Below are 13,256 nucleotides of genomic sequence, written 5' to 3' on the forward strand. Positions count from 1 at the left end.
GAATAATCCCTCCCAACCTCCCTTTTACTAAAGGGAGGAGATCAAAAACTTACTTCGCCAAACTCTTCTTAAACAGCTGCATCGCCTGACCGCGATGACTGATTTTATTCTTTTCTTCCTTGCTCATTTCTGCACTGGAAATTCCGAGTTCCGGTAACCAGAACAACGGGTCATAGCCAAAACCATTTTCACCACGCGCAGCTTCCAGAATTTCCCCGTGCCAGATACCCTGAAAGACTTGCGGTAAGGGATCTTCGGCATGTTGAACCAGTACCAGTACGCAAACAAACATGCCCTCAATCACTTCACCATCTTGGCGTAAGGGTTTGAGATCGGCCAGCAGTTTTTCATTATTGGCGGCATCGTTGCCATGCTCACCGGAATAACGAGCCGAGTAAATGCCGGGAGCGCCGCCAAGAACTGGCACACAAATGCCTGAATCATCTGCAATAGCAGGTTTTCCGGAAATTTTAGAAGCATGGCGAGCCTTAATAATCGCATTTTCGACAAAGCTTAGACCATCTTCGATCGCATCTTCGATATTCAACTTGCCCTGGGCCACGACTTCAACCGGCAGTTGTAGCTCGGCAAACAGTTTTTCAAACTCGGCAATTTTACCTTTGTTATTACTTGCCAATATCAGTGTGCCTTGGGATAACCAGTCAGTTGCAGCCATGTCAAAAACTCATTATTAGATAAAGAATGGGCGCTATTTTAGCAATTGATGAAGAATTTGCGGCAATAAAAAAGCACCCGAAGGTGCTATTTATACCATTCAGCTTATTGTGCCTGAATCCATCTGTCGGCACGATCACGCGCCTGACGGATCTGCTCTTGGGTCAAATTCGCCGCCAAGGCAGTTTTTCTGCCTTCCGATAGCGTAATCACCTTATTATCGAGCATGCCATCACGGGTAGACAGTTCATACCATTGGTAAGCACCCATATAGTTTTTCTTTTTCTCTTCCATCATCGCTAGGTTAAAGCTGGCACGATTATCACCGCGGCTGGCTGCTTTTTCAAAGTACTGGCGAGCCAGTGTTTCATCTTTCTTGGTGCCAATACCATCTGCCAGCATACGGCCTACATTCAGCTGTGCAACTGCCAGACCTTGATCCGCAGCAGCTTTATACCAGGCAAAGGCCTGTCGTTCATCTTTTTGTATATCTTTACCATACTGGTATTTGGTGGCCAGATAAAACTGTGCACCAGCCTGACCGGCTTTCGCCGCTTTGGTCAGACTATTGATATCCATGATGGAATACTGAGCCGCTTGACTGGCAATAGAAGGACTCGGTGCAACATAATCTGCATGGGCTTGCATGCCAAAAAGTCCCGCCAGTAGCGTCGTACTTAATAATAATTTTTTCATAGCGCGCTCACTCGATAAATTGCGACTTCACCAAATAGATTAGGGAGATGCTTGCTTAGCAAACTATCTTCTTGATTCCCGTTCACAGCGAGTCGATTAATAATTTTGATATTATTTTCCGCACAAAGTGCTTCAAAATCACGAAATGTACATAAGTGGATATTCGGGGTGTTATACCACATATACGGCAAGGCTTCAGAAACCGGCATTCTCCCTTTGATTGCCAAGAAAGAACGGGTCTTCCAATGCGCAAAGTTCGGAAAGGTAATAATGGCCTGTTTCCCCACACGCACCATATCACGCAATAATACGTCAGGTGCATCTACAGCCTGCAAAGCTTGTGCCATGACCACATTGTCAAAAGACTGGTCAGCAAAGCGGCTTAAGCCGAGGTTTAAGTCCTGCTGGATGATATTTAACCCGCGACTGACTGCAATTGCAATCTTTTCCTGATCAATTTCTAATCCATATGCACGAATATCGTGCTTTTTGCTCATTTGTGCCAGCAGTTCACCGTCGCCACACCCAAGGTCGAGTACGCTAGAACCCGGCTTGATCCACTTTTCAGCGAGTTGTTGATCGATACGCATTATATGGTCTCCTTCGGTGTTGCTTTCAGGTGTTCTTCACCCCCGAGAAATGCACGCAAAGATTTTACATAGAGCGGAATAGGGAACAGGAAGGAGTCATGGCCTTGTTCCGCATCAATATCCAGATAGCTGACAGGTTTGTGATTGCTGATCAAGGCATCCACGATTTCCTGTGAGCGGGCAGGGGTAAAACGCCAGTCAGTGGTGAATGACACCACCAGGAATTTGCACTGAGTATTGGCCATGGCTTTTTTGAGCGACTGTTCATATTCACGCGACGGATCAAAATAATCCAGTGCCTTGGTCATGATCAGATAGGTATTGGCATCGAAGTTACGGCTGAACTGTTCACCCTGATAACGCAAATAGCTTTCGACCTGAAATTCAACGTCAAAGCCATACATAAATTTGCCTGATTTCAAATCGCGGCCAAACTTCTGTTTCATGGCTTCTTCGGACAGGTAAGTAATATGACCGACCATACGCGCCAGAATCAGGCCACGTTTTGGATAGCTGTCATTTTCCAGATAACGACCATTATGGAAATCCGGGTCTGACAAAATCGACTGACGTGCCACTTCGTTAAAGGCAATATTCTGTGCAGAAAGCTTTGGAGCGCTGGCAATGATCACGCATTTTCTTAAACGGTTTGGATAATCCACTGACCATTGCAATGCCTGCATACCACCCAGTGAACCGCCAATGATGGCATCCCAGGTATCAATCCCTAAACGGTCAGAGAGCAGGGCCTGGGTTTTGACCCAGTCGCGGACCGTAACTAATGGAAAATCAGGGCCATAAGGACGGTTGTCATGTTCAGGATTGGGTGAGGTCGGGCCGGTAGAGCCATTACAGCCACCAATATTATTCAGTGAAACCACAAAGAATTTTGACGTATCAATGGCTTTGCCGGGGCCAATACATGAATCCCACCAGCCGGGTTTTTTATCATCTTCATGATGATAGCCTGCAGCATGGTGATGCCCGGAAAGCGCATGGCAGATCAAAATAGCATTGGACTTATCGGCATTGAGTTCGCCGTAAGTTTCAACCATCAGTTCAAAACGGGGAAGGATGCGACCGCATTCAAGCTCTAACGGCTCTTCAAATTGGAACTTTTGTGGGACAACAAGGCCCACTGAGTCAGCTGGAAAAGACACGGGAGGGATTCGCCTTAAAATCTTGAGTATGAATAATAAAAGGATACCATTTGCAGGTATCCTTCTAAAGTCTTTTTAATGCTATGGATTATTGCTAATTCTAATACCGTGTTTAGACGGCAGCAGCAATCACCTGATCGGTGCTTAACACACCCTGATCAATCAGACGGTTGGTACATGCAATAATCGCTTCGATGGAAGAGGTCACAATGTTGTCATGTACCCCTGCACCAAAGGCAGATTTACCGGCACCTTTCACTTGAAGTTCGATCAAGGCCAATGCTTTGGCATGGGCACCTGAACTGATGCTGCGCTCTTCATAGTTTACGACATCAATTGGCAACTGAAGTGCATCCAGAATTGCAGAAATTGGACCATTGCCTTCACCGCGGATACGACGGGACTGACCGTCAATTTCAAGGTCAAGCTCAATCACCTGATTGCCGTTATCATCTGACAATTTGTAGTTTTTCGCAGAATAGTGAATGTTCTTAGCATCCACATAGGTTTCCTTGAACAACTTCCAGATTTCGGTCGCGCTGATTTCAGTGCCTTGTTCATCGGTACGTTTTTGTACGATCTGAGAGAATTCAATCTGTAAACGACGCGGCAAGATCACGTTGTAGTTCGATTCTAACAAGTAGGCAATACCACCTTTACCTGATTGTGAATTCACACGGATTACGGCGTCATAGTCACGGCCCAAATCTTTCGGGTCGATTGGCAAGTACGGCATATCCCAGATTTCTTCGTTTTTCTGGAACTCAAAACCTTTTTTGATCGCATCCTGATGCGAACCCGAGAATGCAGTAAAGACCAAATCGCCGGCATATGGATGACGCGGGTGCACAGGTAAACCGGTACATTCTTCCACAGTCGCAATGATTTCATTGATGTTGGAGAAATCTAAATTCGGTGCTACACCTTGGGTGTACATGTTCAAGGCAATCGCAGCCACGTCGACGTTACCGGTACGTTCACCATTCCCAAATACGCAGCCTTCAACCCGGTCAGCACCGGCCATAATTGCCAATTCTGAAGCGGCAATGCCACAACCACGGTCATTGTGACAGTGAACTGAAATAATCACGCCGTCACGACGCTGAATGTTACGGTGCATCCATTCGATTTGATCGGCATAGATGTGTGGACCTGAAACTTCTACCGTTGCAGGCAAGTTTAAGATCACTTTATTCTCTGGCGATGCTTCCCAGATTTCAGTGACTGCATCGCAGACATCTTTCGCGACTTCTAATTCGGTTGCCGTAAAACATTCCGGGCTGTACTGGAAGATAAATTCAGTTTCCGGCTGTTTTGCAGCGTATTCTTTCACTTTTTGTGCAGCATTAATGGCAAGCTGTTTTGCACCTTCTACATCAACATTCAAGACTTTGTTGCGGAATGTCGGCGAGTTGGAATTATAGATATGCACAATGGCACGTTTCGCACCTTGTAAAGATTCAAAGGTACGTTGAATCAAGTGATCACGTGCCTGAACCAATACCTCGATATAAACGTCATCCGGAATATGACCTTCTTCAATCAATTTACGGGTGAAATCGAAGTCAATTTGCGAAGCTGATGGAAAGCCGATTTCAATGTGCTTGAAACCGATTTTTACCAGCATCTGGAACATCTTGAATTTCTGCTCCATGTTCATTGGCTCAAAGATCGCTTGGTTACCGTCACGCAGGTCGGTACTCATCCAGATTGGCGCTTTATTGATTTCGTTGTTCGGCCATTGACGGTCTGGTAAGTCCACACGTTGATACATGCGACGGTATTTTTTACTTGGATCAGCCAACATCATGAGAGAGCTCCTTGTGTAACCTGATACAGCCTGTGTTTGGTTGAAGCACTGGCAAAGGTTGCGGAATAGATTTTGTCTATAATCATTTTCATGCAGGTTGGAACCAGGATTAAAACTAAAAAACTTCCGAAATATGTGAAATTTAGTTTTAACCACAAAACCTGCATGTATCACTTATACAATTTAGTTTAATCCAGTTAAATCGAAAAGTTTTTGCTTTTTTTATGGATTTTAGTCGTATCTCAATAAAGATTTTCTTATAAAGTTTAAGTCATGGAAAATATTTTCACCAATTTTAAATATTTTATTTTATATTTTCTTAATTTAAACTTAATGCATGATTTTTTACACTTAAATACCCGATGATGCAGTATTTTTTTACAAAAAAATAAATCTGCTTATGTTCACAGATCACTAAATTCATGCTGGCTTTCAAAGCTCGGCCCATTTACGCATTAAATTATGATACAGATTGGTCAGTTTCATGACTTCGGCGTGCTGATCACCTAGCTCAATTCTCAGATTTTGAATACTCTGATCCAGATTAAACAGCATATGCCGTTCTGCATCATCCCGAATCATACTTTGTACCCAGAAAAAAGAGGCTATTCGGCAACCAGAAGTAATCGGAGTGACTTCATGCAGGCTGGTCGACGGATACAGAATCATATCGCCGGCAGGCAGTTTCACTTCGTGATAACCGTAAGTGTCTTCGACCACCAGTTCACCACCGACATATTCTTCCGGCTCACTCAGGAAAACCGTACAGGATAAATCCGTTCTGAGGCGTTCATTGCTCCCGCGAATACGACGAATCGAATTATCGACATGAAAGCCGAAAGATTCATTATTTTCATAGCGGTTAAACAGGGGAGGAATAATATCCAGAGGAATTGCAGCTGATAAAAATAAAGCATGCTGTCCCAGGGATTCCAGAATAATATTGCTGAGATGATGAGTGAGTGGATGATCTTCAGGTAATTGCTGATTCTGTTTCACGCTGGCAGAGAGTGTACCAGCGGTGACTTTTCCATTGACCCACTCAATCTTCTTCATCTCCTCACGGAAATATTGCACCTGTTCTTTGCTCAGTACATTTGGAATATGATGCAGCACTGGAAACCCTCGAATAATTGCATTTTCAAAATAGCATAGCCTCCCCCTCAGGAGGCTATGCGCTTATATCGAATTAATATTTAAAGTTGACAGCCAGCACTGCACTGCGGCCTTCTGCTTCAGTGGCATAGTGAGAGGCATAAGCTTTAGTGAAGTAACGTTCATCAGACAGGTTGTTGACGTTTAATTGCAAATCAACATTTTCATTCACGTTATAACGCGCCATGGCATCATAACGGACATAACCTGGAACCCACTTGGTATTGGCTGCATCACCATAAACTTTATCCATTGCAACAGCACCCGCACCTAAAGTTAAAGCAGGTGTTACAGCATAGGTAGTCCACAGGGTTGCAGAATTTTTAGGTACATTCTGCATTTGCTTACCTTTGGCAGGGTTGTCAGGTGTACATACCCCTTGACGGTTACAGGATGGGCCTGGGTTCACAGTTTCACTGTCGAGATAAGTATAACCAGCAGATACAGCCCATTTATCCGTAATTTGGCCATTTACGCCCAGCTCAAGACCGTCTACTTGGGTTTCGCCGCCATTGGTATATGTAGCAGCATCCAGTTGAATCCGTGTATTTTGTTTTTCAGTACGGAACACGGCAGCGGTTAAACTCAGTCTTTCATTTAACACATCCCACTTTGTACCGATTTCAAAGGTACGGCTCTCTTCTGGATCTAAGTCCATATAGGCTTGGCCAATTGCTTCTGAACCATCCCCGCCATCTACACCGACCGGATTGGCAGAAGTCGCATAACTTGCATAGATAGAACCACTTTCAACAGGTTTAAAGATTAATCCAGCCTGATAGGTCAGGAAATCGGTATTATTTTCAATAGAGTCGCCAGTTGCGTTTGTGGTTTGCTTGGTATCAAATTTATCCCAACGTAAACCCAAATCTAATAACCATTGCGGGCTAAACTCGATATTATCTAAGAGATAGACAGATGTAGTCTCGGTCGTGGTTGTCGTGAGATTTTTGTTGGCTGCGGAAGAGCCCAACCATTGATCACGTGAGTCTGGATTAGTTAATGATGTACACCATGCATCGCTGATAGCACAGTCGCTGTTGAAACCACCTGTGGTGGTACCTGGATAGCCTGGATAACTTGTTAAGTAGTTACCTTTGTCAGATTTTTGATCTGAGTACTCTGCACCTATATTAAAGCTATGCTTGAATGCACCTGTATTAAACTTACCTGTCAAAGCAAGCTGATCGGTAAAGATGTTGGTATCAGTAATACGTGAGTTTATACGACGCCAGACTTTATCATTTAGCACGTTACCTTTGGAGTCATCTGGCTGGGTCCATAAGTAGTCATTTTTGGCAGAGCTATATACCGCTGTATTACTCAGGGTCAGGTTATCCGTTAAATCGTGTTCCAGTTTGATGGTGCCGATCTGATTTTCCTGTTTCTGGAAATCACGACTTAATAAACCATAATAAATGCCCTGTTTTACATCGACAGGTTTACCGACGGTGGCTTTTTTTGCCGCATCATACTTATAAGGAACACCTGAATCCGGCGTGTCATCCGATTTTAAATAGTAATAACTTAAAGTCGCGCGGGTAGGGGTGTCCAGACCAAATACAATACTCGGTGCAATACCGGCACGTTTATATTCGGCACCATTTTTCTGGCCAGCTTTTTCATTATGGTGACCCATCACGGCCACACGTGCTGCTATACCATTTCCAAAATCTTTATTGCCATCCAAGGTTATACGTTGATAGTTGTCAGTACCACCCGCGACAGAACCTTCTAGAAAGTCACCCGCTTTAGCAACTTTAGAAATCATGTTGATACTACCACCAGTCGTTCCTGCACCGCCCATGGCAGATGCAGAACCTTTAGTGACTTCAACCTGTTCGACAGCAAACATTTCACGGTTCTGTGAAGTGGCGTTGCGTACGCCGTCTACATACATGGAACTTTCAGAATTATAACCCCGAATAAAGGGACGATCACCGTTTGGATTGCCCCCTTCACCTGCGCCCAAGGTAATCCCCGGAACTGTACGCAAGGCATCACTTAAGGTAGTGACTTGTGTATCTTCAATTAACTGTTTTGAAATGACTGAAACTGACTTAGGGGTATCGAGTAAAGGCGCTACAAATTTGCTGTTCGCAGATTGGTTTACTTTGAAGCTAGGTGCCGGTTCAGCTTTGACTTCTTGATGAATCGTCTCTAACTGGATCACCTGTTCTTCTGCCATCGCAGATGCAGCCACCATTGATAAAGATGAAACAATTGCAGAGGAAACGATTTTTTTACGTGTTTTAATGAAGGTCATGTTAAACCTAAAAAATGAATATTAAAAAAGTATGAGAATAATAATGATTCTTGTTTTTATTTTTATCCTTTTGTCATAGGAATTCATGATCTTTAAGAAAATATTAAATGAGATTTTAAATGTAATAATATAACAATATATATTTAAGTTTTTGATTTTAATAAGTATTGATAAAAAAAACTTATTATTAACTTTTTATTGAGAATAATGATGTTTATAAAAGGGCACAAATTAGGGAGGTTTCATGGAGTACTCATTGAGCGATAAAAAACCCTGCCGAAGCAGGGTTTTGAATCATGACTTTTATATTAGAAGTCGTATGAAACAGATAACCAGTAGTTACGGCCTGGAATATAAGTACCTGTTGTACTAGAACCGATATCTAAATATTTATAACTGGTGGCAGTTTGTGGACGACCACGGTTGTCTAAATACTCGTAAGATTTTGCACCTTCGGTAAAATCTTTGTCCAGCAGGTTGTTCACAGCCATATTCAGACGTAATTGATCACTGACGATATAACTTGCACCGAGGTTGAATACGCTATAGCCCGCTAACTTGTCACCAAATAATTTGTATTCTTCGTAATTGCTTGAACCTAAACCTGTTGCAGGAGCTGTAGGGGTTGTGAGGAAGCGTTGACGATCAGATTTATATTCATACTGTAACCATAAATCTACAGCTGGAACAAGATGCCATGTTGAAGTCAGGTTAAAGGCATTACGCGGTTGGTTATTATAATAAGTGCCTTCATTTTCTCCATCCGTAATTTCACTTCTGGTATAGGTATAGGCAGCTTTCATATCCCATTCAGGCAAAATGCTGTATTGCAGAGTTGCTTCTGCACCATAAACTTTGGCTTTATTAGCATTAATATTTGTCGTACAGGTACTCACATCACAGAGAGGATTGTTCTCGGCATCAATAGAAACAATGGCATCTTTAATCTGGTTGTAAAAACCGGTTGTCGTGAAATTGATATTATCTGTCGGTTGTAAATTAAAGCCTAATTCATAGTTGGTCGATGTTTCAGGTTTTAAATCAGGATTACCAAATACGTAATTTTCTCCCTGACCACTGACATTAATCAAGCTATTTTCTAAAGCTTTAGCAGAGGGTGCCTTATAACCTGTGCTGACACCACCTTTGATGGTTAGCATGTCATTGGTATTCCAGACAAGATATGCACGTGGACTAAAATGACCGCCAAAACCTGAATGATCTTCAAAACGACCACCATAGGTTAGACTTAAACTATCCAAAAGACGCCATTCATCTTCGGCATAAATAGACCAAGAATCTTTGTCAAACTCATTTTTACCTGTTTTATGTTGAGCAATATTGTCTTGAATTGTTTGTTTCTTATATTCCACACCACTTGTAACTTTATGAGCACCAATTGTAGAAATAATATGTGTATCAGCAATAAGATCAGTATTTTTAAGCTTACGATCGCTGCCAATAAGAGGATTGTTGACTTGATTATCTTCGTCAAAAATTTCTGTTGGTAAGGTACGACCTTTAGTTTCAGTTTCTGAGTGGCTGATATAAGTATTCCATTGACCAAAGTTATAGTCGCCATCATGCCCGATTGCAAACTGGGTACGATTGAATATGAGCTTATCTTTATAGCCACTTGCCTTTGTAGGAAGATCTAAAGTACCTAAACGATTGTCTTCATTCTTATAGTTTTGATGGCTGTAGAATGAGTCAAGCCACAAGGCATTTTGATCATCTACTTTGTATGTAAGTTTACCGCCTACATCATAATTATGTGCGGTGGTTGGGCGTGGATCTCGACCTGTTGAACCTTCGACCCGGTCAGACTGACCTCGGTCATAATAACTGCCGCGAAGCTGCAGACCAAGCACATCATTGACCAATGGACCATTCACTAAAAAGCTGGTTTTCCAGGAGTCTGCTTCAGCACCATGCTCCATAACGTTGCCACTGACAGTAACGTTCCCATTCCACTCGTCTGAAACTTTTTTGGTAATGATATTAATGACACCACCCATCGCATCTGAACCATATAGGGTCGACATAGGTCCGCGAATCACTTCGATACGCTCAATGGCTGAAAGGGGCGGCATAAAGCCTGTTGCTGCTTCACCAAAACCATTCGGGGTAACATCTGTTGAGGTGGTTTGACGACGGCCATCAATCAAAATAAGGGTGTCATCAGCGTTCATACCACGGATGCTAACATTTAGTCCTGCAGTTTTGCCTACGCCATTACGCACATCCACTCCAGGGACATCAACCAACAGGTCAGCAATATTGGTGGCATTCTTACGTTGAATATCTTCTTGAGTGATCACGCTAATTGAGGCGGGTGCATCTTTTAATTGTTGTTCAAAACCCGATGCAGAAACTACAATGGTAGACAAGGTGGTAGTTGGGATGTTTGAGAGGCTATGTGTCTCTGCAAAAGCAGATGTTGCTGTGACCCCAAAAATTGCCAATGTAAGCGGACGAAGACTAAAACTATGCATGACCAAATTCCCGAACCGAAGAATAAATTAGTATTGTTGCTCAAATAAGAAACTGGATATTAATGATAGTACTTATCATTTGCAATAAAAATATACATTTTCTGCATTTAAGTGGGGTTGACTGAATATCTGAAAGGGTAGCAATTCGAATAAAAAAGACTTAAAAACTGGAACTCGCGCGTATTTTTTGTATATCCTTAAATGTTGTCATATAATGTGGCACATTTTTATAAACCTGTTATTACCAAATATATAGAGGAAGCCATGCAAGTAACTTCTGAAGCGGTTTCGGGCGTTGCCCGTCGTTTAAATGTTTCTGTACCGACGAGCCGTATTAATGAGCAATTTGAAGCTCGTTTAAAACGCACTGCTAAAACTGCGAAGATCAACGGCTTCCGTCCAGGTAAAGTGCCTGTAAACGTCGTTCGTCGTGAATACGGCGCTGGTATCTACCAAGAAGTTGTCAACGACATCATTCGTGATACAGTTTTCGAAGCGATCCAGCAAGAAAAAATCAATGCTGTAGGCATGCCGAACATTGAAAAAACTGAAATGAAAGACGACGCTTTAGTTTATGAAGCGACCGTTGAAGTTTATCCAGAAGTTGACGTGAAATTTGAAGGCCTGGAAGTTGAACGTAAAGCTTCAGAAGTGAATGACAAAGATGTTGAGAAGATGATTGAAAATCTTCAAAAACAACGCGCTTCTTGGGCTGAAACCAAAGGCATGGCGAAAAAAGACATGCAAGTGACTTTTGACTTCGAAGGTTCAATCGACGGCGAAAAATTTGAAGGCGGTTCTGCAGAAGACTTCAAACTTGTTCTAGGTTCTGGTCGCATGATTCCTGGCTTCGAAGATGGCATCATCGGTATGAAGAAAGGCGAAGAGAAAGTGATTGATGTTACTTTCCCTGAAGACTATCAAGCTGAAAACCTGGCTGGTAAACAGGCTCAATTCAAAATCAATGTGAAGCTTGTTGAAAAACAAAAACTTCCAGAAATTGATGCTGAATTCCTGAAAATCTTCGGTGTATCTGAAGAAGAAGGCGTTGAGAAGCTGAAAGTTGACGTTCGTAAAAACATGGAACGTGAAGTGAAAAACGGCCTGCGCAACCAGGTTAAAGGCGCAACTTTTGATGCACTGGTTGCTGCAAACGAAGTTGAACTTCCAGCTGCTATGCTTGCTCAGGAAATTGACCGTCAACGTCAACAAATGATCCAGCAGTTCACTCAACAGTTTGGGGCTCAAGGCGCGAAAGCATTTGATTCAAGCATGCTTCCGGATGATCTGTTCAAAGAACAGGCTGAAAAATCTGTGAAACTTGGCGTGCTAGTAAGCAAAGTACTTGCGGATGCCAAAATCGAAGTAGACCAGGCCCGTGTTGAATCTTATATCGAAGACATGGCTTCTTCTTATGAAGATCCAAACGAAGTGATCGAATACTTCAAAAACGACAAGCAGCAACGTGCTCAAATCGAAGCTGTAGTGCTTGAAGATCAAGTGGTTGACTACATTCTGGACTCTGCGAAAGTGACTGATGTAACTGTAAGCTATGAAGACTTATTGAAAGAGCAACAGGCTCGTCAACAAGGCTAATTTTAGCTTTCCATAAAAAGGCGCTTCGTGCGCCTTTTTTCATATTATTGATATATCTGTTTTTCACAAAACTAATGCAAAAAATATGAGAGATTTATTGGCGATTATTTTGCAATTTCATTGATTATCCCTCATATTGTAATTATGGATTAAGTCACAAAAATTTAGGAATAAATAAACCTATGTATGTTCCAACGATTGAAAACGCTTTAGTGCCAATGGTGGTAGAACAATCCTCTCGTGGTGAGCGTTCTTTTGATATTTATTCACGCCTTTTACGTGAGCGGGTAATTTTTTTAACAGGTGAAGTTGAAGACAATATGGCCAACCTGATCGTTGCGCAAATGTTGTTTTTGGAAGCTGAAAACCCAGATAAAGATATTCATTTATATATCAATTCACCGGGTGGCTCGGTGACAGCTGGCATGGCAATCTACGATACCATGCAGTTTATTAAACCGGATGTCGTGACCTATTGTATGGGTCAGGCAGCCTCAATGGGGGCATTCCTGCTGAATGCAGGGACCAAAGGCAAGCGTTATTGCCTGGAAAATGCCCGTGTCATGATTCACCAGCCTTTAGGCGGTTTTAAAGGCCAGGCATCAGACATTGAAATTCACGCACGTGAAATTCTGTTCATTAAAGAACGTTTAAACCGTTTAATGGCTGAACATAGTGGTCAGGAATATGAAAAAGTGGCACGTGATACAGACCGTGACAACTTTATGACTGCTCAGCAAGCGAAAGAGTACGGTCTTGTGGATGAAGTACTTACTAAACGTCCATAAGTTTTAAAGATTGAGATATTGGAGT

General features: G+C 42.5%; 10 protein-coding genes. 2 read left to right on the top strand and 8 right to left on the bottom strand.

The genetic code is table 11. From position 1 onward, the window contains the following. Window positions 1-49: 49 nt before the first annotated feature. The 8 genes from rdgB to HGD77_RS02615 all read right to left on the bottom strand — a co-directional run bounded on the left by rdgB (window position 50) and on the right by HGD77_RS02615 (window position 10,847). The gene (rdgB, locus tag HGD77_RS02580) at window positions 50-676 is read right to left on the bottom strand and encodes an RdgB/HAM1 family non-canonical purine NTP pyrophosphatase (protein ID WP_138743114.1); all 627 of its coding nucleotides are present in this window, start codon (window positions 674-676) and stop codon (window positions 50-52) included. A gap of 104 nt (window positions 677-780) precedes the next feature. Beyond that, complete coding sequence (locus HGD77_RS02585; RefSeq protein ID WP_138743113.1) at window positions 781-1,371, bottom strand: tetratricopeptide repeat protein; 591 nt, start codon at window positions 1,369-1,371, stop codon at window positions 781-783. Then, window positions 1,368-1,961 carry a methionine biosynthesis protein MetW gene (gene metW, locus HGD77_RS02590; protein ID WP_004278415.1) on the bottom strand — a complete coding sequence of 198 codons (594 nt, stop codon included), beginning with the start codon at window positions 1,959-1,961 and terminating at the stop codon, window positions 1,368-1,370. The genes HGD77_RS02585 and metW overlap by 4 nt, the downstream gene beginning before the upstream one ends. Then, window positions 1,961-3,121, bottom strand: a complete 1,161-nt coding sequence (gene metX / locus HGD77_RS02595) for a homoserine O-succinyltransferase MetX (RefSeq protein WP_138743112.1) — start codon at window positions 3,119-3,121, stop codon at window positions 1,961-1,963. Before metX ends, metW begins: the two co-directional genes overlap by 1 nt. Window positions 3,122-3,233: 112 nt before the next feature. After that, window positions 3,234-4,931, bottom strand: a complete 1,698-nt coding sequence (gene leuA / locus HGD77_RS02600) for a 2-isopropylmalate synthase (RefSeq protein WP_138743111.1) — start codon at window positions 4,929-4,931, stop codon at window positions 3,234-3,236. A 432-nt stretch (window positions 4,932-5,363) separates the two neighbouring features. Further along, complete coding sequence (locus HGD77_RS02605; RefSeq protein ID WP_044111892.1) at window positions 5,364-6,047, bottom strand: Fe2+-dependent dioxygenase; 684 nt, start codon at window positions 6,045-6,047, stop codon at window positions 5,364-5,366. A gap of 73 nt (window positions 6,048-6,120) precedes the next feature. Beyond that, window positions 6,121-8,352 (bottom strand): TonB-dependent receptor, encoded by a 2,232-nt coding sequence (locus HGD77_RS02610; RefSeq protein WP_138743110.1) that lies wholly within the window; start codon window positions 8,350-8,352, stop codon window positions 6,121-6,123. A 308-nt stretch (window positions 8,353-8,660) separates the two neighbouring features. After that, on the bottom strand, window positions 8,661-10,847 hold the full coding sequence (locus HGD77_RS02615) for a TonB-dependent receptor domain-containing protein (RefSeq protein WP_138743109.1): 2,187 nt from the start codon (window positions 10,845-10,847) through the stop codon (window positions 8,661-8,663). Between the two features lie 264 nt (window positions 10,848-11,111). On the opposite strand from HGD77_RS02615, the gene tig reads away from it, so the two are divergent. Both tig and clpP read left to right on the top strand, forming a co-directional pair. Further along, entirely contained in the window at window positions 11,112-12,443 is a 1,332-nt protein-coding gene (gene tig / locus HGD77_RS02620; RefSeq protein ID WP_138743108.1) for a trigger factor, read from the top strand. Between the two features lie 182 nt (window positions 12,444-12,625). Next, window positions 12,626-13,231 carry an ATP-dependent Clp endopeptidase proteolytic subunit ClpP gene (clpP, locus tag HGD77_RS02625; RefSeq protein WP_064094818.1) on the top strand — a complete coding sequence of 202 codons (606 nt, stop codon included), beginning with the start codon at window positions 12,626-12,628 and terminating at the stop codon, window positions 13,229-13,231. Window positions 13,232-13,256 lie beyond the last annotated feature (25 nt).

The sequence above is a fragment of the Acinetobacter sp. NEB149 genome (assembly GCF_012516415.1).
In the GTDB taxonomy this organism is placed as follows: Bacteria; Pseudomonadota; Gammaproteobacteria; order Pseudomonadales; family Moraxellaceae; genus Acinetobacter; species Acinetobacter lwoffii_V.

Coding starts and splice junctions, on each gene's coding strand:
- clpP (WP_064094818.1), top strand. CDS start 12,626: ATGTATGTTCCAACGATTGAAAACGCTTTAGTGCCAATGGTGGTAGAA.
- tig (WP_138743108.1), top strand. CDS start 11,112: ATGCAAGTAACTTCTGAAGCGGTTTCGGGCGTTGCCCGTCGTTTAAAT.
- rdgB (WP_138743114.1), bottom strand. CDS start 676: ATGGCTGCAACTGACTGGTTATCCCAAGGCACACTGATATTGGCAAGT.
- HGD77_RS02615 (WP_138743109.1), bottom strand. CDS start 10,847: ATGCATAGTTTTAGTCTTCGTCCGCTTACATTGGCAATTTTTGGGGTC.
- HGD77_RS02585 (WP_138743113.1), bottom strand. CDS start 1,371: ATGAAAAAATTATTATTAAGTACGACGCTACTGGCGGGACTTTTTGGC.
- leuA (WP_138743111.1), bottom strand. CDS start 4,931: ATGATGTTGGCTGATCCAAGTAAAAAATACCGTCGCATGTATCAACGT.
- metW (WP_004278415.1), bottom strand. CDS start 1,961: ATGCGTATCGATCAACAACTCGCTGAAAAGTGGATCAAGCCGGGTTCT.
- HGD77_RS02610 (WP_138743110.1), bottom strand. CDS start 8,352: ATGACCTTCATTAAAACACGTAAAAAAATCGTTTCCTCTGCAATTGTT.